Raw genomic sequence first — 23607 nt, 5'->3', positions numbered from 1 at the left:
AATGTGCGGTTATCAATTTCTCTTCATAAGGGAAGTAATTTTTTCTAAAAGTACAGGATTTTCAAAGGGTTTTTCGAGCATATCATCGGCGCCAGCTTTACAAGCAGCCTCCAACTCTTCCCTTGGCCGGGCAGAAACAACCAGAACTTTCACGTGGGCAAACTCCGGCCTGCTCCGGATAAATTTGATCACATCCACCCCTCCCATGCCCGGCATGGCTAAATCAAGCGTCACGACAGACGGCATAAATCTCTGCATCAACGTACCGGCACTGAATCCATCAAAGGCGATCTCGGTATCATAATCCTGCTCGATCAACGAACGACGGATCGATTTTGCCATGCTTTTATCATCATCAACAATGAGAACGCGAGGTACAACCGGCCCAAGATCTTCCGGTATGGGCATATTGTTCTCCTTTAAAAATACCACAAGATCTTCAACTTTGATACGATGATCTTTCCTGGTTCCGGGAAGACGGTATGATCTGAGCATCCCCTTCTCGATCCAGCGAAGAACGGTACGAAAATTCACTTCACAAAAACGGGCGACCTCTCCGGATGTTAATGTCCGTTTCTGCGCCATTTGCCTTCAACTCCTGTTTGAGAAAATATTTTAATCGAATATGGGCCTTTGTTCGCTATAAAAACATAGCTGTAGCGCTCCCCGAAATGCAATTATCGACTACTTTCCTATTAACATCCGAACTGTTTCAATGAGTGCCGATAGACAAAACGGCTTCTGCATGAATTCGGCGCCAACCTCCTTAACGGTTTCTGCCACACACAATTCATGACTTCCGGTAACTATCAGAATTTCAGTATCCGGATACTCCTTTTTAACATACCGGGCAAGCTCCAATCCATTCATGCCCGGCATATCGACATCGGTCACCAATACTTTGAATGTCAAATCGCGCAACAATTTCATTGCATCATCACCACTCTCTGCCCCGATAACGATATACCCCTCCTCCTTGAGCACATCAATCATCACCGCTCGCATCTCAGGACAGTCATCAACAACCAGAATCTCCTTCGACTCATTCTTACAATTCATCCGGTCCTCCCCTTTTTCTCCTCAAATTCCATGAAGGTCGCAAGTTGCCTAAGATGCCTAACCTGCATTTCCTGTCATATGTATATTATACCCAATATAGGGAAGAATGTCAACCATGCAAAGAAAACAGCCCGATGGAAAGAATTATTCCGGCATCTGTTCGAGAAGGCTTTTTTGAACAGCTACTCATTATACGAGATTTGAGAGAATCTTTATTTTTCTGATCCGGCGTTACCGGATATTGCGTGCAGAACTGACACTATGCTCTATTTTTTCATCGAGTCCAAAGGGCTGCGTAAGCGTTCGGGCGTCGTTGGGCCCATGAATTTCGGCCCGCACATAGACTCCCAGCGTCCCGGCGTCATCCAGAGAAAGGATTCCCCCCCGATGAACCTCACGCCCCTCACTGATCCACCGAATATCCTCATCTGCACATTCGGCATACACTTTAATTGAACCATTTTCAACGATAATCGAATCGATATTGACACTATTCTCTCCGGTCCCGGATTTATCGTAGCATATATAGAACTGTCCATTTTTAAAAGCACTGCGAACGTTGCTGCTGTCGAGCACACCATTTTCGGTCAACATGACCTGCCAGTTTTTTCCGAGATGCTCCCTTTTATGCATGTCATCACCCGATGTCGCCCAAACCGGACGTTCAGGCATGGTTCGGGCTAGCAGCTTATCCCATGTTTCTCTGTCATAAGGATACCGATTGCCCTGGTTAAATACCTCCATAGCCACAAGGATATCGTATGTATCGTAGAGACGTTTATACCACGAAATCGACTTGAAAAAATATCTTCCGGGATGATTGATCTGAGCGAGTCCCCCCTTTTGCTCGATAATCGAAAGTGAGGTTTCAATATCGCCCGAAGAACCGTTGTAATCGCAGAAGAAACTGTTTATATGGTGATGGCTCGAAGCTTCAGTGCCGGGAATATCGATCAGCCCCACCGAGTCGGGATCACAGCCCCACCAGGTCCAGGGCCAGGTAAATTCATCGTGGTCGGTAATCGAAAGGATTGAATATCCCCGTTTACAGTATTCGTCAATGACCTCCGACAGCGCCATGCGGCCGTCACTTTCGGTCGTATGGGTATGAAGATTCGCTTTATACCGGCCACATCGTGACCAATCAACATTCTCGTAGGGATTCAGTACAATCATTTTGTTTGCATAGGAGAGCGTTACAATACATAAAAACACCAACATGACGCACGGCGCATGCTTTTTGACCATATTTTATCCTTTCAGAAACCAAAGACATTTAAGCGGTTTACCATTGTATATCTTACTGATATTTATTGAAGTGGTATGTATGAAGTACATAAAAATGTCATTTATTTTTTTTTAGTTACAACTTTACGGCTAACAAACGGACCTCAATGTCCTTTGTGACGAATTTTCTTGTTTTTTTCCAGTCGGGATTCCTATTTTTGGAATGAAACGATTACCCCCCCTTCCTGATGGTCGAAGGAGAAATTATGCTGAATAGACGCCGGGATACTTATCCATACAATAGTGCCCTTAGATCGGTCTTGAGCTTGATTATGCCTGTCGGTCTTTTGCTCATTATTGCATGCAGCCAGCCTGCTCCAAAACATTTCATGCGGGATGAATATCTTGATATTCGCCGAATCCCCCATATCAGTTCTGTCGACGATGGTAAAAAAGCCGAAAAGGGTGAAATTTCCGCGAGTTTTAACTATCAATATGCACTGCAGTATCCTGGAGTGCGATCATTTAAAGAATCATCCTATGTGAGTGATGATTTTACTACGCTGTCAATTCGGAGTATTTCAAAATCCTATCTGACTCGCCATACTATGAATATATCTGCAGCCATTTCACCCCTCGATTTTTTGACCACCGGACTGCTGATCGATATCTCTACCGGCGATGTATCAAGCAGTGTACCCGGCCAGTCGATACTCAATAAGAATATTTTTGAATTTGGATGGTTTTTCCGCTTATCTGCAGGAATTGGAAGATTTTCGATTGCAATCAGGCCGGAGATAATGCTTTTTACCCTTAACGGTGAATCGAGAGTGGTTGCCGATTCGCTGCTGCTCACCGGGGCATCAATTCACGAAATCGGTTTCACGGAAAGGACCATGCTGGTGGGGCGGTTTCAGATAATCGAGCCGCTGGGGATATTTTTAGGCGCCCAGCAGAAACGGCAGCCCTATAGCCTCCGGTCAATCGATATGACTAAAAGAGACATCTTGTTCGAAAACTGTTTTTCGCTTTATACCGGAATGAGTTTGGTTTTTTTGCGGTACGTTTACTTAAACTCCTATGTAGCATTCCCCTTCAAAACCGACTACACCGGTTACCGGGAACCGGTCCAGTTCGGTTCGGGTTTGATGTTCAGGATACAGCCGGGAGAGTAATCAAAACCCCCCGAATTTTACTTCCAGCTCCAAAGCGAATCCATTCACCCCCGATGCCGTCATCGGTGTTGAATTCGGCAGCGAAATGATTATTTTTACCGATGCTCCATGATGCTTGTCTCTGCGCATAGGAATACCTATTTCTTCATTCTTTCCTGAACAAGAATAAAAGCTCCATTGGTAAGACGCGCCGGTAACTGGATTATCCGTTCGCTATGAGTCTGGCTGATATTTGCAGAATAAACAATCTTTCCTGTCAGGCTGAGAACCTGGATACAGATCACCCCCGGATTGACGGTGATATTGCTCGTGCTAAGCGGTGTTATTTTGTGTGTAGTGCGAGAATGTGAACGGGAGGGGCCCGACGAGATATGCTTTGAAACTGAAAACGTTTGCTGCGGAACCACCCCGCCGGCGGAAGCCGGTATCCAGAGGTCGGGATAATTGCTGTTTGTGCTGTGACCGAATGAATAACTATCCTGTGTTCGGATATTGACAATCTTGGCATCGCCGGGATCGCCTCTTCCAAGATAGTAGTCTTCATGGTTCGACCAGGTATGATTGTCCCATTGACCAACGCTCGATGTTACATTTCGCCAGTATGAAGGCTCATTGTCGTCGAGTTCCCATTTATAGGTGGCGATCTCCCGGTGCCCTCCTTGATTGACGGCAAGCCTTGTCCCACTCGGAGAAATGGCAGGCGAACACTCATCGGCAAAATCCCCCTGGAGGTCTTTGGCAATATCGATATACACAGCCCGATTGTTGGAATATCGTCCCACAAAGCGATTGCCGTCGGATGAAACGCAGAATTCACCCTCCCGGATTTTATTGCTGCTGGATGTTGTAAAAATAGTCCAAATGTTATTGCCTCCAATGTCTATCGCATTAATATTATTCCCCTGAACAAAATAAATTGTTTTGGCGTCGTATGATATTTCCGCAGCCGTATTTGCATTGGTGCTTCTATTAATATTCAGATTATCTCTCTCATAGAGAATATCCTTTGTTTCAATATCGACAACCTTTACCGATGAACCTGTTGCAATCAGCACCCGGTCGCCGGTTCCGGCCCATTTCAAAGCATCTTTATTATCGACATTATCACAGATATGCTTCCTTTGCCACTCACCCACTTCCATATAATACGCTTTCCTATTCTGCTGATACAGAAGCCGCGCACCCATCATAATACTCTCAAGATCGCTGTCACTTCCCTGAACAACGCATACTCCACCGGTAATTACCGCAACTGCAAATAAAAATACCTTCTTCATGCTCCTCTCCTCCTGTTTATTCTTTGATATATTAAACCGCTTAAAATTTCTTTGTATAGCCAAAAATGAGCATTTCATAGCTTCTCCGATAATCTTGTATAATAAGATAAGGAAAAAAAATTGCATTGTCAACATTTATATTGTAAATTTTTTAAACCCAGTTAAATCATTAATTTTAAATAAGTTATTAAGCTTTAATGGATTCATAAAATGATATTTCATAAAATAATTGTAAAAATTATTATGCAATACAGAATGTTTTTTCTTATATTTTAATAACAGCGTTTTCAAACCACCGGGGAGAGTCAATACGATTAAATGCATAAATAAAAAGGAATCTTACTAATGGTTTTTATCATCAATCAGCAATCCCGTTAAGTATCATCTTCAAAAGGAGGGGAAATGAGATTATCTTACACGGTACTGTTGCCGGTTCTTGTTGCAGTTCTCTGTACTGCGCACAATGCCTATTCACAGACCAGCCACTATATCGAAGTTGAATCGATTCCCGCGGTGGCACCCTGGGAGCTTTCCACCGATAAGTCCGATTTCAGTGGAACCGGCTATTTCAACTGGACTGAAACCAGTACCATTACGCGAGATAAACAAGGCATCCTGGAGTACACCTTTTCGCTATCTTCAGCAGGCAAATATATTATCGACTTTCGCGGTCGCCGAGACCATGAAGGCGTGTGTGAGGGTGAAGCCTATGATCAGTGTAATGATATCTGGACAAAAATGGATAACGACAGCTGGTCAAAAACAATGGTCAAGGGCTCCTGGGATACCTGGATCTGGAATAACAGGTGGGAGCCGCAGCATGGGGTTATCAAACATGAACTGCAGCTCAGCGCAGGCAGTCATACCCTGTCGATCGCCGGACGGTCCAAGGGGGTAAAAATCGATTGTTTTGCCATATATCTCGACGGTTCCTCGCGGCCCGACGCTCCAACCAATCCCAATGCAACACCAACATCGATCATAGAACCGGATCAATCGCAGGTACTTGCTATGGGAAGCACCATTACGCTCAAGGCTGAAGGCGACAATATCTCCTGGGCCTATGACGCCAATTCCGATAATCTTAGTGAAATAGCAATCGGATCGGGAAATGAAATCGAATTTACGGTTCCCACAGGAGTTGAAAACCCTATGGAACTGACCTTGATCTGCCGGGGTGACGGCGGTGCGGTAGAGCAGATACACGACCTATCTGCCAGCGCCACCTCATCACGCCCCCTGCAATACCATCTGACTCACACAAAATCCGACCGAGTCTTTCTTATCTATTCCCTGCAAGGCAGGCTTATCGGTAAAATAGAAGGCGGAACGCCCGAGTGCCGGGAACAGCTGAAAAAATTCTCCTCCGGAGCTTATGCTATTCGTGAAATGAAAGGAACAATGAATTTTATTTCAAGTATTCAGTAAAACGCCTTATAATAATGCCTAAAAGACTTAGTGCCCCGGCTTACTGAAGTTTTCTATGCAACACGTTTTTTGAAAAAAGAAAAAGGAGCGAGAGGATTCGCTCCTTTTCTACATATAGCACCTACGTCTTTTTCTGAGGCACTACATGCTGCTAGGCTAGGGAAGAAGGTAAGTCACTACTCAAAATGCTAAGGCGACTGAAAGGAGTTGTGATCATGGCAAGAAAATGTATCAGTACTTCTGCGTTATTCATAATTATCCTTGTTTTTTCTTTTCTGTAACTTCGATTAAAAAATATGATGAAATCAACAAAAAACAAAGGACATCAATGTCCGATTTGTATAAATCGGCCCTCTTTGGCTTTAAACGGCAATTTTAAGGTAAAATTTTCTTGAAATATAACGGTCAATTATTTGACGCGGTGTTGGCGTTACACTCCAGAATATCGGTGAGATTTTCTTTTGAGAGGGTTATCTGTGCGGTTACCGTTCCTGATATGGTATCGGATTTTGTTGTTTTGGCAAATTCCTTTTCTGTTTTTTCGGCAATATTAAATTCGTCCCATAAGCAGCTTCGAAGCTGTTTTTCATCGGTTTGGCTGTAACCAAGTTTCAATGCATAAACAATATGCTCGACAATAAGTGTATCGGCCCGTTCATGCAATACGAGAGAATCATTTTCGGTAAGACTGTCATCAGAGGCAATCGAGGTTGCCTCGAGCGATGCATCATCTTCCGAGTCGGAGGTATAATGCACGCTTCCCGTGGAGTCTTCATAATAGATATTAACTTTCTCAAAATCTACCGGTTGATCTTCAGCCGGTCCTACAATACCGCAGGATAGGAGTAAAAGTGTACCCACAGCAAACATACATATCAATTTCATTCTTACTCGCACCTCATATTCTCCTGGTTGACTCCCAAGACAAAATAGTTGCTGAACCAAAAGAAAACAAAGAATTACCGGCAGGTCCCGCGTTGTTTTGCAAAGAATTGCAATGCCCGGACACAACAGAATGTGAAAGTTTTCTGTTGATCTGTTCGCCACAAACTGATATATTGACAAGAGTACCTGAAGGCACAAAAAAGGCAAAAAGCACCTTTCCATTACCTCTGTTGAAACAATTCCAGATACCCTTTCTCCATCATATCACAAAAAAAGCAGTGCCGCAATGAATATGAAACAGGTAATTTTGTTATTCAGTAAATCCATTTTTATCATGTTGTTTTTATTCTTCGGTTGTATCAAGACAATACCTGCTCCCGACGGCCATATTCTCATGTCACGTGCATCCGGTGGTGGAGGGTATATCAAAGTCCAGGATTATGAACCTTTCGACGATGCCAAAATATCCACAATCGACGGTCCTCTTTCAATTTCCGTAGGCGATGCAGGGATTATGCCCCTGTCCGAACCGGCAATAAAAAGTTTGTATAACATATTTCACCTTGACAGGAACAAAGCGTTATCACTGCTCAATGTAGGAAAACACTCAGATTCTTGGATGTCCTCGCTTACCTCACTACCTCTACCGCCCCCTGTACGCGTATTTCAGGTCGTTTCGGGTGATTTGTTTTAAGCACAAAGATGCCGTAAACCGAATCATTCAACGACGGTGGGGGCAGGGAGAGACGGTATTGATGCGTTCCATGTTTATCTTTTTTGTTGAGAGAAGACAGCTTGAAAGGTATGGAAATCGGTCGCCCCTTATCTTCACCCTTATTCATATTGTAAAGGTACATATCGGTAACCTTGAAATCTTTTATATCCGCTTTGATGAACACGTCCACCTTTTTCGGATTATTGCCGACTACAAGTCGGATATACCGAGACTGAATATGTACAAAAGGAATTATGTATGCTTTTAAATGAATTTTTTGCGACGGTTTTTCAGGATCGTTGGACAGCACCGTCACACTTTTGGTCATCATGCCCCGAATACCTTTCAAATCGATCACCGGCTTGATATGGCCTGTCTTTCCAGGCTTAATCAGTGTATCATACGTCACATCGGTGCATCCGCAGCTCTTGCGAACATCATTAATTTTCATTGTTTCAGTGCCTTTGTTCCCTACGGCAATTGAATAAGAAATGCGCTCATGGGCCCGTTCTTTGAACGTGCCGTAGTGGTAATCGGTCTTCTCAAATGAAATTTCCGGCGCCGAATGGACCGTACATACACTGCCAAGCCATAGAAGGTAACTAAAAACGAAAACTCTCATAAATACTTCCCCTCTGAAATATTATTAAAAGAACTGAAAATAAAATAAAATATTCCATATTATTGGCATGGTATTCGCTTTTATATAATAAGAGCATCACAAATCATTGTTATTCAAAGGGTGCAAAATGAATGAAACGCAGGTCCATACAAATCAACTGATCCACGAAACAAGCCCCTACCTTCTTCAGCATGCACACAATCCGGTAGACTGGTATTCCTGGAATGATAGGTCGCTGGGGCTTTCTAGGAAAGAAGATATGCCGATATTTCTTTCGATCGGCTACAGTGCCTGTCACTGGTGTCATGTTATGGAGAAGGAATCTTTTGAGGACGAAGAAACAGCCTCCATCCTCAATCAAAATTTCATCTCTATTAAAGTAGACAGGGAAGAGAACCCCGACCTTGATTCTACTTATATGACAGCGGTCCAGCACATGACCGGCCAGGGAGGATGGCCCCTGACTGTGTTTTTGACTCCCGACCTTAAACCGTTTTTTGGCGGCACCTATTTTCCTCCAACCGATGCCTATGGACTTATCGGGTTTAAAACCCTTCTCCTTCGCATTGCAAAGGCCTGGAAAGAAATGAAAGACAGTATGATAAAAAACTCCGAAATGGTTCTCGACTCGATCAGGAAATCGGAAACAGATGAAACCGTGCCCGGCCAAATGCCCACCCATTCCATGCTCAAAAATGCACTTGAAAAGATTGAAGAACTGTTTGACAACCAGTTCGGAGGGTTTGGCACTGCCCCGAAATTCCCCCAGGCACCTGTCCTGTCATTTCTTTTAGGCCAGTATAGTTCGAAAAAAGAAAGCGCTTACCTTACCATGACCGAGCTCACCCTCAAAAACATGGCAATGGGCGGCATCTATGATCATATCGGCGGCGGATTCCATCGATATGCAACCGACAGGAAATGGCTGGTCCCCCATTTCGAAAAAATGCTCTATGACAACGCTCTTCTCAGTAGCATTTATCTTCATGCATTTCAGGCAACAAAAAAGCCGCTCTACAAAGAAATTGCCGTCGACACACTCAATTATGTCCTTCGGGACATGACCAACAGCACCGGGGGATTTCATTCGAGCCAGGATGCCGACAGTGAAGGTAAAGAAGGTGCATTCTATGTATGGGATTACAATGAATTTGTTGATCTCTTAGGTGAAGAAAAAGGCAGTATTGCAGCAGACTACTATTCCATCCTTTCACAGGGAAATTTCGATGCTCGAGAACCTCATCTGGAAGGTAAGAATATACCTCATATAACAAAAAGTAAAGAAGCGATTGCAAAGAAACATTCGATACCCATACATGAATTGGAAAAGGTAATAAATGAATCACATACAAAACTTTATGCCCATCGCAGCAAACGAGCACCTCCCGGTAAAGATGACAAGCTTATTACCTCATGGAACAGCCTGATGATATCATCATTGACCCATGGATACTGCATACTTGAAGAGAAACAGTATCTTGATGCAGCGGTGAAAGCGGCAAATTTTATTTCTTCTACCCTTTTCCGCGAAAACACACTCTACCGCATCTACCGAAACGGCACCGTCAAACAGGCCGGTTTCCTCGATGATTATGCCTATTTCTGTTCTGCACTCATCGATCTATATGAATCGTCATTCGAGACTGACTGGTTACACCGGGCGCGGGTAATTGCCGATAGCATGATCAGAGATTTTTACGATCCCCAGGGCCATGGTTTTTACTTTACGGCAACCTGTCATGATAATCCTGTCAGCCGGTCGAAATCCGTCAGTGATGCAGCACTCCCATCCGGTAATGCGATTGCAGCACAGGTTCTTCTTCGATGCGCCAAACTATTCGATAATAAGGAATATTTCAAAAAAGCAGAAGAACTACTGGTCCGTTTCTCCGGGCAGGTCACCACATCACCGCTCATCAGCGCGACCCTTCTTACTGCAGAAGATTTCTACCTCAACCCTCCCAGAGAAATAGCCCTTATCGGAAATGCAGAATCACCGGATACCTGTGCCATGCTGAGGACCATTCATTCTCAGTTTATTCCCAACAAAGTGATCGCCTTTGTTGACCCTCAAAGTCAATCAGCTTTTGATATAGTATCAAAAATACCCCTGCTTAAGGCGAAGCCAATGATTTCCGACCGGACTACCGCGTATGTGTGCAGCAATTTTAGTTGTAAAAATCCGGTTACTACAAGCGAAGGATTAATAGAACAGTTAACCTCTTCAGAAGGAGAATGATGACTATATCAAGAACTTCTCATAAAATTTCACTTTTTTCTCTTTTTCTGTCCACTACTCTCTTTTCGGGCCCTTTTACCGATCTCTGGTATGACGGCAATGCTGAAATATCGACCTATTCCATCTCTGAAGAACGGTATGGTGAACTTCGCAAAGGGGTCCGGGTGATGGTTTTTGTGACCGAACCGATGCGGCTTGCAACATATATTAAACCCGATGAAAAACTTCCTGAAAACAAAAAAATCAGAGTACTGAAATTAAACGATATCCTTCGTTTTCCTACGGGAATATATAATTACAGTGTTATGACATCGGTTTTTTCTTCTGTGGAAAAGAAAAGGGATATTGCCCGGGGAGCCACAATGAAAGTCTCCTTTACCAGCCAGGAATGGTGCGGGACGGTATTTGAAAGAGCCATACGAAACGATCGCACCTATGACATTGCACTCTATTCCTATTTTGAATCGGAAGGAGAACGAGCGCTTTCCATACCTCACCACGATACTGTCGAAACAGAAGAGAATCTCTGGATTAAAATCCGTGAGCTGCAGGGGCCGTACCTGAAAAGGGGAGAAAAGAAATCACTCAAACTTATCCCTTCAGCCTGGAAACGCCGGAAAAATCATAAATTACATGCCATAGTGGATGCGATACTCACAAAGGGGAAAAAGGCGGTACATCCTTCCCCCTCGGGAAATACTGCAGCCGTTCCCTTCCGGTGGAAATATGGAGATCAAAATACGTTGGTATGGGTTGAAGCATCATACCCCCACCGGATACTTTCCTGGATAAAATCCGATGGTTCCACGGGTCGGCTAATGGAATCACACCGCGAACCATATTGGCGTCAAAATGGAAACGAGCACCTGTACCTGCGACAAAAGCTGGGAGTAACTACCCGCTGAAAGCAGCCTGCGCAATGTCCCGGTTCCCACGATTCTCGATCCAATCGAATTACGAAATAAGCTTCCTGATACGGTTATCCAGGGAAGCCTGATCGGTCGTAAAGGAACCGAGGCCGGCCATATTTATCAGGGAATCAACGGAGAGATTTTCCTCTTTTATCCGGCCCCGCCATTTTGTATACTGAGGTATTTTTCCGTCTGCAATGATCGTTGCCGATTCTTCACCACTCATTTCCGGAAAGAAATCATGGATACCGGCATCTTTGAGCTGTTGAAGCAATTCCCGCTCATCAGCAGGCATATTTTCTCTGATATCACGAACAAAATTTTCCTCTTTTTCGCTGATTTCCCAGAGCTTTTCAAGGTGAAGTTCTCCTGCCGGTACATCGGGATTTAATGCTACGTTGTATTCCTCATGACGTTTTGATTCCCAATGACCGTCAAGCTCTTTCTTAGCTGCTGAAGCTACAGTGACCGGCATGGTATAGACATCGACACCGGCAAGATCGGCTACCTGAGAAGCAGCACGCATGCTTGCAGCTATCTGACGGGTTGATCCCCTGTTCTGTTGAGATACTTTTTGTACCCCCTCCTGGCTTGCCAGCGTTGTTTTTTCTCCCACCATATCGCCCGTTCCAAGGCTGTTGTCTGCAACAAAGGAATTGAGCCGCCCCAGAAAAACATTTACATAGCTCGGATGAGCCATCGCTGTTGCGATATAGTTCTGACGGGCACTGAATCCGAGGGTATAATTGACTGGAATGCCAAGATCGCGAACTTTTCGGGTCGAAAGAAGGCCTGATGGTGTGTGGGGGATTTTTATGATAAAGTTCGAGGGACAAATCCGGTGAAAACGCTGCGCATAGAGAACTGTTGCCTCGGGATCATGAGCGAGTGCGGTATGAAGTTCCACGCTTACCTGTGCCCCAAATCTTTGCACCAGGCGTAATGCATGATGAGCATTGAGGATGAAGGCTATCTCAACAATCCGCTGCAGTTCATCGAGGCCCTTAACCAGCTTATTGGCCTCAAGAATAATATCATCATAAATCCCCTTCTGGATTTCTTTATTAAGAAGCGTATTGTTAGTCGTAAGAGCCGAAAATTCTTTATTCCATAGTTGTGCGGCGCCCTCCATATCGCCGGTATCCAGCCACAATTCACTTCCCACAGCACGCAAACCGGCCCAAAACTGATCATCAGGATACTCTTTGGGAGGTACATTTAAATCAACACTGTTTTTAAGGAAATCTTCACTTTCATCGATAATGTTCTGATCGGGCACAGCTACCGCGTCAATAGTATTAAGCATTTCCGCCTCCTTATAGGTTTAGATTTCAACAATAAATGGAAACAAAAAAGAAGCAACTATTATGCCGGATGGTGGCATATATGCCGGATGAGCATTATCGGGGGGAACGGTATTCAACCGAAAACAGAAATGTATATAAAGACAAAAATTTCGGAGTTCATTTAGCTTACGCGGTACCGTCAAAGAACAGCCCTTCAGCCTTTACGATATCATCGATCCAGACAGAGAAATCTTCGTGGGTAATATTTTTGTGGGTTTCCTTAACAATATGCCCCCCTTTATCGAGCTGTATCAGATCGATAATGACATCATCGTTTTCCTGATAGATAGCAATTCGAAAGGGCGAATCATTTTTTTCGAGATTTTTATTTGTCTCATCGGCAGCCTTTTTCATGGTACCGAAATAATCTTTAGGTTCTTTTTTGAGATTGTAGTGATGATGGAGCCGATTCCGGGCCCTCCGCGCCGACACATGCTGGTTATTCTGCAGGAAATAACTCTCCCCCACCGATTTTACCCGAAGAGAATCTGAATCTTCGGAAAAATCGTACTTTTCATCTCTGAAAGGGTCGTAGCGATGTTCCATAAGTGATAGACGCCGGTTATCGGATACTGGATGCTGGATTAATAAAATAGTTCCTTTTCCCCGCGTTCCCCCTCAATCAATATAATCTACTGATCTTGTCGGGGAATTCAGTGATAATATCAGCAGATTATTCCGCCTTTGCCTGGAGTGAATCTGTTGCCTGTTCCCGATGGAACTCGTTAATTTTTTCAAGATTAGATACTTCAAGATGATTATTGTACGCAGTGCAAGAATTTAATCCTGAAATCAAAATCAGAACTATAAACAAAAAAGATAAACTTCTTTTAATATACCTATGCATTTTGTCGTCCCCTATACCTGATTATACCGTCATACACTATAAGAATGCGGAAAGAGCATTTCCGATTTAAATTTTAACTACAACGTGTAAAGGAGGCGCAGAGCCTGTGTTAGTTGTCTGCTTTAAATGTATTGCAGCACTTTCCATTAAGCCTTACTTTAATACAAATGTGTTTACACTTGTATAAAATTGGTGAGATATCACTCCTTCCAGCCTTTTTTAATGAATGATATCCACCAACAAAATAATATTCGGTTTATAAAATGAAAAGTGTTGGAATTAAAAAACTATTATACTTTATTACCGAAGAAAGGATAGCATATGGCGACTTCTCCTGAAGAATGGATTAAACAAGCGAATTTATGAGTACCGGTTTTGAATACTGAAAACCGGGGGCAGAAACGATTTCAGCGCCTTATTGCTCCACTCCGAATCGATAGACAGTGTTGTGCCGATAGGTCTCCCCGGATTTCAGCTCGGTTGATGGGAACTCTGGTTTATTGGGAGAATCGGGGAAATGCTGAGTTTCCATGCAAAATCCTGCATGTTTTTCGTAGATCTTTCCGGTTTTCCCCCTCAAGGTACCATCAAGCATATTTCCTGTATAAAACTGCATGCCCGGCTCGGTGGTATAGACCTCAAGGAGGCGTCCGGTGGTGGGTTCTTTTATTTTGGCCGCGAGCAACATTTCGTTATTCTTTTTATCGAGCACATAATTATGATCGATGCCGCCGCCGACAAATTTCAATTGTTCAAAATCATGTCCGATCTGGTTACGGATTTTTCGTGTCGTGGTAAAATCCAGCGGAGTTCCTGCAACCGGCACGATTTCTCCAGTAGGGATAAGATTCGAATCGACCGGCGTATATTTTGTCGCATTGACCTGAACGATATGATCGAGGATATCTCCGGAGCCGTCACCGGCAAGGTTGAAATAAGAATGATGAGTCAGGTTGACAACCGTGTCCTTATCGGTTGTGGCGGTATAATCGATTGCAAGCTCGTTGTTGTCGGTCAAGCGATAATCGACCTGCACCGAAAGCGTTCCGGGATACCCCTCTTCACCATCGGGGCTGACATAGGTCAATCGCAGAACATTTTCATTTTCTCTTTCGACCGGCTCTGCATCCCAGACCACCTTATCGAAACCTTTCTCTCCCCCATGGAGGTGTCGGATACCGCCTTCGTTGAGCGCCAGTGAGTATGTTTCTCCATTCAGCTCAAATGTGCCTCCCCCGATACGGTTGCCGTACCGTCCGACAAGACAGCCGAAATAGGGTGTTGCCTTGATATAGTCCTGGATGTCGTTATAGCCAAGGACAATATCGGCCATAGTCCCCGACTTATCGGGGGCCAGGAGACGGGTCACAATACCGCCATAGTTGCTGATTTCTGCAACCATGCCCTTTTTGTTTGTTAATGTGTAGAGTTTAACATCCTTACCGCCGTGCTGAAAGCCGCAACTTTTTTCGGAAATACTCATGGTAGTGCCCTTTCGTGATTATATGAATTAATACATACATTACCTGTTTAAACATGCAACACACTGCATGCCGGTCGCTACTCCCTCAATGTGGCAATCGACCGAAGGGCTATAAAATATTATTTCCATGCCATAAAACAACAGCACCTTTACTGATTAGCAGAAAAGCCCGAAAGAAATCTGCAAACACACTTGGTGCTGTTTTGCAATTTAATTGGAAATGATTTGAAAAACCGCCGATATCTGCTTTTCTTTTCGTGCTCTGTAACTCCGAACCTTCCACCCTTTTATTGTCGTCGATTTGCCGATAAAATAAATGAGTCCCACCCTTTGCCGAACTATTCTGTTTTATATTTTCCAAAAAATGAATAAAAACCCTGCACATAACTATTTTGATTCACTAAACAATTATAATTGTACCCGGTTTTCCCCATCTTATCCCGGGGGAATGAAATTCGATGAAAGGATTCCGGTATTATGGAAGAATGGCTTACATCCGAATTCTGGCAGTCGGTCGGCCAGGATATTATAGAGCGTATCATCATAGCAGCTCCCTCATTTATTATCATCTGTGTTGTTGCCGTTGCTGCATTGAAAGCCCTGAAATTTTCGCTTGTTCGAATTAAAAAGTTGATGTATCTCCGCATTGAGAAAAGCAATAATATCGATGTTGTTGAATCCCAAAAACGGACCGACACCCTGATCGGTATTCTTGGCACGAGTTTGAGAATAGTTATCTGGGCAATGATACTTATGCTTTTACTCAAGAAGCTTGGAATCGATATCGCGCCCCTTATCGCTGGTGCGGGAATAGCGGGATTAGCAGTCGGTTTCGGTGCTCAGGAACTTGTCCGGGATATCATTTCAGGTTTTTTCATGCTTCTCGAAAATCAGATCAGGACCGGTGATGTTGCCATTCTTAACGGCACAGGCGGCCTGGTGGAAAATGTCGGTTTACGCACCACGGTCCTTCGTGACCTCTCCGGCGTGGTCCATGTCTTTCAAAATGGTAAAATCAACAGTCTTTCCAATATGACAAAGGAATGGTCGGCCATGGTATTTGATATCGGTGTTGCCTACAAGGAAGATACCGATATTGTAACAAATATCATGATCGAAATAGCCGATGAAATGAAAGAAGATCCCGAATATAAAGATAAAATAATCGCGCCGATTGAAATTTTCGGCGTCGATTCTTTCAGCGACAGTGCGGTGGTAGTCAAAGCACGGCTGAAAACCAAACCGATCATGCAATGGGCTGTCGGACGGGAATATCGCCGGAGACTCAAAAAGATTTTTGACGAACGGGGTATCGAAATACCATTCCCCCATCGCACGATCTACTGGGGAGAAGAAATTAATCCCCTGATGGTAAAAAATCAGGAAAATCAGAATACCGAATCCCTGAAGGGGACCGAGTGATGAATCCACTGGAGCCGATGATTAAATCCGGATTGCGTCTCTTTCGATGGTATGACAAAAACATAGGTCTTCCACCAGGAACACTTGTTCCGGAAGAAGAGCTCAAATCGCAGTCGGTTCGTATTGGTATGTTCCGCTATAATCCGGATCAGATGCAGGAAAAGGAGATAACCCAAAGAGATTTCTCAGAATGCAAAAAGAATGATTCAATAGTCTGGCTCAATATCGATGGTCTGGGTGATATTTCCCTGATGCAATCTGTTGGCGATACCTTTTCTTTGCACGACCTGGTACTCGAGGATATCTGTAATATCAACCAGCGTCCTAAAATGGAAGAACATGACGATTATCTATTCTTTGTCCTTAAAATGATCTACCAGGTACCGGGCAATAGTCATATCCAGAGCGAACAGGTCAGTCTGATACTGAATAAAAACACTGTTCTCTCCTTTCAGGAACATCATGGTGATGTCTTTGATATAATCAGGGAGAGGATCAGAAAAAGCGGTGGAAGAATTAGGAAAATGGGTGCCGATTATCTGGCCTATGCGCTCATGGATGCTATTGTGGATAATTATTTCAATGTGATGGCAAATCTTGCAGAAGAGATTGAAATACTGGAAAACGAAGTTATCAGCGACTTTTCATCCGAAACCTCGGCTAAAATTCATGCAATTCGACGGAAAGTTATTCTTTTGCGACGATCGATCTGGCCCCTGCGGGAGGTCGTCAATTCACTCATGCGTCATGAATCAAATTTTATCAATGAAACTACTGTCCCCTTTCTTCGCGATCTCTACGATCATACCATCCAGGTGATCGAAACCCTCGAAACATTCAGAGAAGTACTCGCGGGACTACTTGACATGTACATCACCATCATGAGTAATCGAATGAATGAAGTCATGAAAGTTCTCACAATAATTGCCACCATTTTTATCCCCCTGTCATTTATTGCCGGCGTTTACGGTATGAATTTTAAGTATATGCCCGAACTTGAACTTCGCTGGGGTTATTTCGGAGCCCTGGGTCTCATGGCTGCCACAGCCCTGACAATGATCCTCTATTTCAAGATCAAGAAATTCTGAAAACCTTTGATTTTATTGGCAATTGGTTATATAATTAATAGCTGACGGGGTTGGAGATACGAGGCAAAATCAGGTGATAAACACAAACGGGAATCCGGGTAAAATCAGGCTGTATCGATACATAGGAATAATTGTGGCTGTTGCGGTAATGACAGGCTGTGCGTCTCGAGCAGGCTATGCCACGAAATTACTGTACCAATCGGACGACTTTGATGGGGCCGATTTTTCTCACCGGACAATCCTACTGCTCCCGGTTACCCTGGAAAATGGTTTCGATACGACAGGCATGCTTTCCCCCTCAAGGCAAGCCCAGTGGCTTTTGAAACGGCGCCCCGACCTGAAATTTGTTTTTAGAAATCACTTTGAATCCACCTATTATTCTGCTCATGACAAAGCGGCTCTCAACAGCTTCTATGGGGCTCTTTTTGAAGGAGATGTTCTCGCCGCCCAGACCAGCGATTCGGTTTGGGCACATATGAAAGCCGATTATCTTCTGGTAACGAGTATAAAAAACAGTGCTACCATTCGAGACTTCGAACGCAATATCAAGAAAACATTGCGATGTGAAACAGAATTATGGGACATCGAAAACACAGAAGTCGTATGGCGAATCTCAACGGTTGGTAACATCCTGAATGGAACAGAGGGAGACGCCGAATTTATCTGGGGTGCCTTACAGGAAGCCTATAACTCAATTCCGGCGTTTCGTCCGGCATTAAACGAAGAAAACTGGTAACGAACATAACCAATACTCAACCTTAACCTCATCCTTACGCTATGAAAGAAACAGCCGAACGAAAGATCCGTGTCGGTTTCAGACGCAGCCCGAAGAGAATTTTTGATGAAGTTGAGTCGGTAACTGCAAGAATGCAGCGGGAGGGATGGGTACTTACTGAAAATTTTTTTGAAGAAAGTCTTGGTTACATTCACTTATTTTTTGAACGTGAAATAATGTATAATCAATAAACAAGGAGGTATTGCATGCAGTATGAATTAGAAGACAAGGGTAAATTCAAAATGGTCCATATTATCGGGAATATCGATACCGAAGTAAGCACCAAAGAGCTCGATAATGAAATATCCGGGCTGATTAGTGAAGGGACTCATCATTTCGTTTTTAATCTGGAACGGACCACATATCTCGACAGCGCCGGTATCAGTATTTTCATTCACTGTCTCTGCGATGTTCAGGAGAATAATGGATCTATTTATATAATTGCCGAAGAAAACCAGGTGCGCACGGTCCTCGAGATGGTAGGAATTACCCGTCTGATTAAAACCTATAAATCCGAAGAAGAGTTTTTAAAGGACAAGGGAATACCCGCATGATACATCGCATGCATTCTTTATTGTTTATATTTTTTTCGGTTTCCGCATTTCTTTTATCCGGATGCGGTATTGAAGGAACAATATTCAATCACGCCGATTTCAATGTTGAGGTCAAACGTATGGGGCTTGCCGAGGGCAAAAACCTAAAGATCCTTCAGCATGAAACAATACGATATATCAAGCTCAAAGAGGTCGAAGAGATTCAGATCGATCCTTCGGAAATGGTTCAATTTGAACGTCAACTCTATTATCTTCTTACAAAAATCAACCTGAAATCGGGTGAAGCGTTCGAATCATCGACCAGGCCGAAGCCTGGTCTTTCGGAACCAAAGGCCTATATCTGTGTAGTACCAAGTATTGCGGGTAAAACAAAAGACGGTGTTTTCAGAATATCGTTGAGTGATGTTGCTAAAATTATTGTCGAATAAAAAAATGTCCAAGTCAACAATACCATCACAAAAAGGGATATCGTCTCCGGCTATTATTCTTATCGGTCTTATTTGTGCCCTGTTCAGTATAGTAGCCTTTTTCTCCATTAAATTTATTTTGGGGCGGTGGTCTCCGAGCCTTGCAAATTCCGAGCGACTCTTTAAAGAAATGAAGTATGATGAAGCACTTGCGGTGATAAGCAAAATCGAGCCGAAAAGCAATAATATGAGTGAGCTCTACACCTTATATGGAAAGATATGGCTGGCCAGAGCCTGGGAACGGCAAGAAAAAGAAAACTGGAAAAATTATGGCGCAAATGTTGACGACTGGCTTTCATGCCCGGAAGCAGATAAAGCCGAACATTACCTGAAAAAAGCTGTTCAAGCCGACCCCGACAACAGAGAAGCCCGATATTACACAGCCCGTCTTTACCTCGAAAAAGGATGGTTTTCCAGAGCTGAATCGGAATACTTTGAAGTCCTTCGACTGGAAAATGAATATATTCCCGCTCATATCGATCTTTCGGCACTGTATGTCAAAACCGGCAACTACGACCTGGCCGAAAAGGAGCTGAAAACGGTCTTTTCTCTGGATCCCGACAATCCGGTGGCTGCAAAAAATCTCTATGTACTCTATCGATTTTACAAAGAAATTCCCGAATCGGCGATGGTGTGGTCAAATCGCTACCTGAATCTCGATCCAAAAGGCGATCTTGATAAGTATTTCATACGGGAAAACCACAAACAGATGATCGAACGATATCCGGAATTTAATTTGCCCGACAGCCAGAAGTGGGAAAAGCAGGATCGACGGTTCAAACCCACAAAACGGTTTGGTGGATAGTCACGAGAAAATCATTTTCACCTTACAGATGTCAGTCGGGTCTTATACTTCCCTGTCAGTTTACCCCTTGTATCAAAAGCCTTTATCTGCAAAATATACATCCCTGCCGCCATCGGTGAATCAAATCCGGGATACCATGTCATGCTGTTGTTTCCGGTTGAGCTGTCGGTCAGTGTCAATTTAAAGGGTGACGGACCAATCGAATCGCTTACTTTAAAAAATGCATTTACCGGGGGCACAACATGAAAATGCACGGTATCGCTGGTATCCACGCCCGCAGCATTGGAGACCACGCAGAAAAAGAAATCCCCGCTGTCGGCATGTGCCGCGGCAGGAATGGTGAGTGTTTTTCCGGTTCCAGCGGTATCGATTCCCCCATCATACCGGATCCAGGTAAATGTCAGTTGCGCAGAGCCTGCGGCATCGCATGAAAAAGAGACCGGTGCATCCTGTGCGACCGTTGTATCTTTTGGCTGAAGGTTGATTACCGGGGGACGGTGCGTTACGGTCAGCTTCGCAGCCGCAGAAGAGTCATTTCCCTTTTCATTGCTAACCTTGACACTGTAATAGCCCGAATCGGTCAACGAGGATATGGGCAATGACAACACCGAATCATCGGCGGTTGGATTTGTGCTGGTACTTATCGAATCGCCGTTTTTGTACCATTGCCATGTAAAAGGTGCTGTTCCCGAAACGGTCACATAAAACGAAGCGGGTTGATATTCCTGGACTGTCTGTGCAACCGGATCGGCCGTAATAGCAGGCGCAAATCCCACCCGGAGCCGTGCCGCTGATGACTCCACCGTATCGCCCCCGAAATATACCCGGCAGGAATAGGAGCCTGAATCAGAGTACTGCACATTGGTAAGCGTAAGACTCGACGAAGTTTTTCCTGACATCGGGACGCCGTCTTTGAGCCAGTGATAGCCCAGTGTTCCCCCGCCACCGGTCACTGAAACGGAATAGGTGATGAAATGTCCGGCGTTATGGTCGAGTGTGGTATCGGGGGGTGATGGGTGCAAAGTGACGGTAACCGGACTCACCACTGTCAGTGTCACGGCTTCCGCCGTATCCGTACCGTTTGCATTGGAAACTGCCACCCTGTAGACTCCGGCGTGCGATGAACCGGCATTCATTATCGCATAGGTTGACTGGTTCGATCCAACAGGAGAACCATTATGCAGCCATTGATACGTGGTTACCACCCCGTCGGCAGATGCTGTAAAGGTAATCGAGGCGCCTTCGGAAATCGCTGTGTCTCCCGGCGTGATAACCGCATTTGCCGGAGGAACTTTGGACACGTTATATTCATCTGCGCCAACATCCCACGTCCCCCCCAAAGGTCTGGAGTCGCCATCGATGTCATCAATTACACCCGCAACTGAAGCTCCCCTATCGATAGCCGGCGATCCGGGAGCAAGGCGCAGGTCTCCACGTGAAGGATCAACATAAATTTGGATAGGTGATGCATTCCGGAGAGAATCGGTTCCCGGGGCGGACTGGTCGGAGCTGATATTATTGGATGCAGGAGAATAGTTTGAGCTGTTATGGGTATAAAAACATGTGCTGTCACTGCCGGTAACGATAACATTTCGTACTTCACTGGTATTGCCGTCACGGATATGAACACCGAAAAGCCCCGGATTATGGATCGTGAAATTATGAATTTTCATGCTGGTTCCAGAGCCGAATGCGATAATCCCGTCACCGCCGACATCATGAATAATGCAATTACGAAACGTCGGCGTTCGTGTTCCTGTTCCGCCATCTGCATTTATGGCATTCCCCGCGCCGGGATTGTCATGCATGATAACATACTGGACAAGAGGATTCAGGATCGTACTGACGCCTGTAATTCGTAATCCATCATCTCCACTTTCGCTCCAGTCGGTGATCCGGAGCCATTCGATCCGCGTATAATCATCACCGATCTCAACGGCAACACCATCGGTAGTAAGATCGATCACGACACCGGTATCCCGCGTGCCGTTATGCCGATGCCCTTCGGCAACTGTCAGATGCATATAGCAGGAATCGTTGCTTGTTCCCCCTTCAATAATAATTCCAGAACCAAAGGGCCCGTCATTATAGCAGATACCGATCTCGCGGCGGTTATCATTGACAAGATTGCCGTTGCGAGCGTTTTCCCAGGCCTGCAAACTTGTTGTAAGAGTGATTTATTGCAAAGGCAAATGAGCCGGAGGTTCCCCCATGGATACTATGAATGACTGCGGTTGTCGAATTAATCTTCTTTTTGATATATACCGTATCATAGCCTTCGCCATCAGTCCAGCGAACAAGATCGCCGGCGCCGACATTGTCGGGCAAGCTCGCGCCGTTGCCGTATTTAAGGCTGTCGGTACCTTCCGGAATTTGAATGGTACCGGTTGAATAAAGAGTATTCGTGCTGGTACCAATCGAGCGATAATTGACAGTAACCGGTGTGGGCGCAAAGGCACAAACAATATGCGCCTGCTACGCGCAATTTACTCCATAGCTCCACCCGATGCCGGTTTGCGCTGCCGGGCTGACTTCAAGTGTGCTCATCCCTCCCGTTCCATTTGCAAAGGATACCTCAGCACGCTCAGTCTGCGGCGGGGCAGCATTCAGCGCCGTTACGCACTGGGTGACCAGTGCATCGATACACCAGGCGCGGTCGGTCAGCGGAGTGGAATAGGTTGTGATAGCACTCAAAAGCATTCCTGCCTGAATTGTGGAATCTACATCTTGGGGCGCGGCCTGCAAGACGTTATTCAGCGATATTGCAGAGGCACATCCGCTTCCGATGATCCCACGGAAATATATCCTCACTTCGTACGTCCCCGCCGAAAGCAGGTTTGCATCCAGTAAATACCACATCGAAACAGCGCTGGTATCACCTTCATCGCTCGCTGATTCCGACGCTGCTCTGGCGCATTTGAGACCGGCATATTTTATGCTGTCGACTATTAAATCGTGTCCGATATTGTCCCATGCAAATGTGCTGACAATCAGCGATTTGTTGTTGCCGCTGCCGATCGTGTGGTTCCAGGAGATCTGGCTAACATTTGTCTGTGCACCTGAGTTGCTCGATGCATCAAGTGTTATGGCCTCTGATACTCCGGAAAGTAATCCCGTTACCAGAAATAATTCTGCAGCTTTTGCTATTGTCTTCATAAGGAAATGTCTATGTATACCATCGTTTTTCAGCATCACACCCGAAAGTTTATAAGCGTTTAAACATTGGAAATTTCTTGATCGTATAATAATATTTATATAAAATATGGGTGCAGTCTCCATTTT

At 44.6% G+C, this 23607-nt stretch carries 22 protein-coding genes; 10 read left to right on the top strand and 12 right to left on the bottom strand.

Going from position 1 to position 23607, the window contains the following annotated elements:
* Positions 1–12: 12 nt before the first annotated feature.
* From GF401_19030 to GF401_19020, 3 genes are all read right to left on the bottom strand, one after another.
* On the bottom strand, positions 13–585 hold the full coding sequence (locus tag GF401_19030) for a response regulator (protein MBD3347153.1): 573 nt from the start codon (positions 583–585) through the stop codon (positions 13–15).
* Between the two features lie 99 nt (positions 586–684).
* Positions 685–1059 carry a response regulator gene (locus GF401_19025; protein MBD3347152.1) on the bottom strand — a complete coding sequence of 125 codons (375 nt, stop codon included), beginning with the start codon at positions 1057–1059 and terminating at the stop codon, positions 685–687.
* 231 nt (positions 1060–1290) lie between these two features.
* On the bottom strand, positions 1291–2307 hold the full coding sequence (locus tag GF401_19020; GenBank protein ID MBD3347151.1) for a hypothetical protein: 1017 nt from the start codon (positions 2305–2307) through the stop codon (positions 1291–1293).
* Between the two features lie 245 nt (positions 2308–2552).
* Here GF401_19020 and GF401_19015 point away from each other — a divergent pair, with 245 nt between their 5' ends.
* On the top strand, positions 2553–3461 hold the full coding sequence (locus GF401_19015; protein MBD3347150.1) for a hypothetical protein: 909 nt from the start codon (positions 2553–2555) through the stop codon (positions 3459–3461).
* A 137-nt stretch (positions 3462–3598) separates the two neighbouring features.
* On the opposite strand, the gene GF401_19010 is transcribed toward GF401_19015, so the two are convergent.
* The gene (locus GF401_19010; protein MBD3347149.1) at positions 3599–4738 is read right to left on the bottom strand and encodes a hypothetical protein; all 1140 of its coding nucleotides are present in this window, start codon (positions 4736–4738) and stop codon (positions 3599–3601) included.
* 402 nt (positions 4739–5140) lie between these two features.
* On the opposite strand from GF401_19010, the gene GF401_19005 reads away from it, so the two are divergent.
* Positions 5141–6166: a hypothetical protein gene (locus tag GF401_19005; protein ID MBD3347148.1), complete on the top strand. Its 1026-nt coding sequence runs from the start codon at positions 5141–5143 to the stop codon at positions 6164–6166.
* Positions 6167–6571: 405 nt separating this feature from the next.
* Here the strand turns inward: GF401_19005 and GF401_19000 are convergent, their stop codons facing one another.
* Positions 6572–7051 (bottom strand): hypothetical protein, encoded by a 480-nt coding sequence (locus tag GF401_19000; protein MBD3347147.1) that lies wholly within the window; start codon positions 7049–7051, stop codon positions 6572–6574.
* Positions 7052–7680: 629 nt separating this feature from the next.
* Positions 7681–8388 (bottom strand): DUF1573 domain-containing protein, encoded by a 708-nt coding sequence (locus tag GF401_18995; protein MBD3347146.1) that lies wholly within the window; start codon positions 8386–8388, stop codon positions 7681–7683.
* A gap of 127 nt (positions 8389–8515) precedes the next feature.
* Here GF401_18995 and GF401_18990 point away from each other — a divergent pair, with 127 nt between their 5' ends.
* Positions 8516–10627: a DUF255 domain-containing protein gene (locus GF401_18990; protein MBD3347145.1), complete on the top strand. Its 2112-nt coding sequence runs from the start codon at positions 8516–8518 to the stop codon at positions 10625–10627.
* A complete protein-coding gene (locus GF401_18985; protein MBD3347144.1) occupies positions 10624–11532 on the top strand; it encodes a hypothetical protein in 909 nt (302 codons plus the stop codon). The genes GF401_18990 and GF401_18985 overlap by 4 nt, the downstream gene beginning before the upstream one ends.
* Positions 11533–11581: 49 nt before the next feature.
* Here GF401_18985 and GF401_18980 read toward each other — a convergent pair whose 3' ends face one another.
* From GF401_18980 to GF401_18970, 3 genes are all read right to left on the bottom strand, one after another.
* On the bottom strand, positions 11582–12844 hold the full coding sequence (locus tag GF401_18980; GenBank protein MBD3347143.1) for a transaldolase: 1263 nt from the start codon (positions 12842–12844) through the stop codon (positions 11582–11584).
* 166 nt (positions 12845–13010) lie between these two features.
* On the bottom strand, positions 13011–13430 hold the full coding sequence (locus GF401_18975; protein ID MBD3347142.1) for a hypothetical protein: 420 nt from the start codon (positions 13428–13430) through the stop codon (positions 13011–13013).
* Between the two features lie 716 nt (positions 13431–14146).
* On the bottom strand, positions 14147–15214 hold the full coding sequence (locus tag GF401_18970; GenBank protein MBD3347141.1) for a galactose-1-epimerase: 1068 nt from the start codon (positions 15212–15214) through the stop codon (positions 14147–14149).
* A 477-nt stretch (positions 15215–15691) separates the two neighbouring features.
* Between GF401_18970 and GF401_18965 the strand changes: the two genes are divergently transcribed.
* From GF401_18965 to GF401_18940, 6 genes are all read left to right on the top strand, one after another.
* Positions 15692–16636, top strand: coding sequence for a mechanosensitive ion channel (locus tag GF401_18965; protein MBD3347140.1), 945 nt, complete (start codon positions 15692–15694; stop codon positions 16634–16636).
* Positions 16637–16653: 17 nt separating this feature from the next.
* Positions 16654–17724, top strand: a complete 1071-nt coding sequence (gene corA / locus GF401_18960; GenBank protein MBD3347139.1) for a magnesium/cobalt transporter CorA — start codon at positions 16654–16656, stop codon at positions 17722–17724.
* A 73-nt stretch (positions 17725–17797) separates the two neighbouring features.
* Positions 17798–18460 carry a hypothetical protein gene (locus tag GF401_18955; GenBank protein ID MBD3347138.1) on the top strand — a complete coding sequence of 221 codons (663 nt, stop codon included), beginning with the start codon at positions 17798–17800 and terminating at the stop codon, positions 18458–18460.
* Positions 18461–18705: 245 nt separating this feature from the next.
* The gene (locus tag GF401_18950) at positions 18706–19053 is read left to right on the top strand and encodes an anti-sigma factor antagonist (GenBank protein MBD3347137.1); all 348 of its coding nucleotides are present in this window, start codon (positions 18706–18708) and stop codon (positions 19051–19053) included.
* Positions 19050–19481 (top strand): hypothetical protein, encoded by a 432-nt coding sequence (locus tag GF401_18945; GenBank protein ID MBD3347136.1) that lies wholly within the window; start codon positions 19050–19052, stop codon positions 19479–19481. Before GF401_18950 ends, GF401_18945 begins: the two co-directional genes overlap by 4 nt.
* Positions 19456–20325: a tetratricopeptide repeat protein gene (locus GF401_18940; GenBank protein MBD3347135.1), complete on the top strand. Its 870-nt coding sequence runs from the start codon at positions 19456–19458 to the stop codon at positions 20323–20325. Before GF401_18945 ends, GF401_18940 begins: the two co-directional genes overlap by 26 nt.
* Positions 20326–20342: 17 nt before the next feature.
* Here GF401_18940 and GF401_18935 read toward each other — a convergent pair whose 3' ends face one another.
* The 3 genes from GF401_18935 to GF401_18925 all read right to left on the bottom strand — a co-directional run bounded on the left by GF401_18935 (position 20343) and on the right by GF401_18925 (position 23481).
* The gene (locus GF401_18935) at positions 20343–22484 is read right to left on the bottom strand and encodes a hypothetical protein (GenBank protein ID MBD3347134.1); all 2142 of its coding nucleotides are present in this window, start codon (positions 22482–22484) and stop codon (positions 20343–20345) included.
* The gene (locus tag GF401_18930; GenBank protein ID MBD3347133.1) at positions 22441–22653 is read right to left on the bottom strand and encodes a hypothetical protein; all 213 of its coding nucleotides are present in this window, start codon (positions 22651–22653) and stop codon (positions 22441–22443) included. Before GF401_18930 ends, GF401_18935 begins: the two co-directional genes overlap by 44 nt.
* A 147-nt stretch (positions 22654–22800) precedes the next feature.
* The gene (locus tag GF401_18925) at positions 22801–23481 is read right to left on the bottom strand and encodes a hypothetical protein (GenBank protein ID MBD3347132.1); all 681 of its coding nucleotides are present in this window, start codon (positions 23479–23481) and stop codon (positions 22801–22803) included.
* Positions 23482–23607: the final 126 nt, after the last annotated feature.

It is taken from the genome of Chitinivibrionales bacterium (genome assembly GCA_014728215.1).
In the GTDB taxonomy this organism is placed as follows: Bacteria; Fibrobacterota; Chitinivibrionia; order Chitinivibrionales; family WJKA01; genus WJKA01.
Note: the sequence above shows the minus strand (reverse complement) of the source record. Positions and strands in the feature narration are given on the sequence as shown.

What these genes read in the sequence shown, in the direction of transcription:
- GF401_18945 (MBD3347136.1), top strand. Translation starts at nt 19,050, where the DNA reads ATGATACATCGCATGCATTCTTTATTGTTTATATTTTTTTCGGTTTCC.
- GF401_19005 (MBD3347148.1), top strand. Translation starts at nt 5,141, where the DNA reads ATGAGATTATCTTACACGGTACTGTTGCCGGTTCTTGTTGCAGTTCTC.
- GF401_19030 (MBD3347153.1), bottom strand. Translation starts at nt 585, where the DNA reads ATGGCGCAGAAACGGACATTAACATCCGGAGAGGTCGCCCGTTTTTGT.
- GF401_19025 (MBD3347152.1), bottom strand. Translation starts at nt 1,059, where the DNA reads ATGAATTGTAAGAATGAGTCGAAGGAGATTCTGGTTGTTGATGACTGT.
- GF401_18985 (MBD3347144.1), top strand. Translation starts at nt 10,624, where the DNA reads ATGATGACTATATCAAGAACTTCTCATAAAATTTCACTTTTTTCTCTT.
- GF401_18995 (MBD3347146.1), bottom strand. Translation starts at nt 8,388, where the DNA reads ATGAGAGTTTTCGTTTTTAGTTACCTTCTATGGCTTGGCAGTGTATGT.
- GF401_19020 (MBD3347151.1), bottom strand. Translation starts at nt 2,307, where the DNA reads ATGGTCAAAAAGCATGCGCCGTGCGTCATGTTGGTGTTTTTATGTATT.
- GF401_18965 (MBD3347140.1), top strand. Translation starts at nt 15,692, where the DNA reads ATGGAAGAATGGCTTACATCCGAATTCTGGCAGTCGGTCGGCCAGGAT.
- GF401_18925 (MBD3347132.1), bottom strand. Translation starts at nt 23,481, where the DNA reads ATGAAGACAATAGCAAAAGCTGCAGAATTATTTCTGGTAACGGGATTA.
- GF401_19015 (MBD3347150.1), top strand. Translation starts at nt 2,553, where the DNA reads ATGCTGAATAGACGCCGGGATACTTATCCATACAATAGTGCCCTTAGA.
- GF401_18940 (MBD3347135.1), top strand. Translation starts at nt 19,456, where the DNA reads ATGTTGCTAAAATTATTGTCGAATAAAAAAATGTCCAAGTCAACAATA.
- GF401_18970 (MBD3347141.1), bottom strand. Translation starts at nt 15,214, where the DNA reads ATGAGTATTTCCGAAAAAAGTTGCGGCTTTCAGCACGGCGGTAAGGAT.
- GF401_18990 (MBD3347145.1), top strand. Translation starts at nt 8,516, where the DNA reads ATGAATGAAACGCAGGTCCATACAAATCAACTGATCCACGAAACAAGC.
- corA (MBD3347139.1), top strand. Translation starts at nt 16,654, where the DNA reads ATGATTAAATCCGGATTGCGTCTCTTTCGATGGTATGACAAAAACATA.
- GF401_19000 (MBD3347147.1), bottom strand. Translation starts at nt 7,051, where the DNA reads ATGAAATTGATATGTATGTTTGCTGTGGGTACACTTTTACTCCTATCC.
- GF401_19010 (MBD3347149.1), bottom strand. Translation starts at nt 4,738, where the DNA reads ATGAAGAAGGTATTTTTATTTGCAGTTGCGGTAATTACCGGTGGAGTA.
- GF401_18950 (MBD3347137.1), top strand. Translation starts at nt 18,706, where the DNA reads ATGCAGTATGAATTAGAAGACAAGGGTAAATTCAAAATGGTCCATATT.
- GF401_18975 (MBD3347142.1), bottom strand. Translation starts at nt 13,430, where the DNA reads ATGGAACATCGCTACGACCCTTTCAGAGATGAAAAGTACGATTTTTCC.
- GF401_18980 (MBD3347143.1), bottom strand. Translation starts at nt 12,844, where the DNA reads ATGCTTAATACTATTGACGCGGTAGCTGTGCCCGATCAGAACATTATC.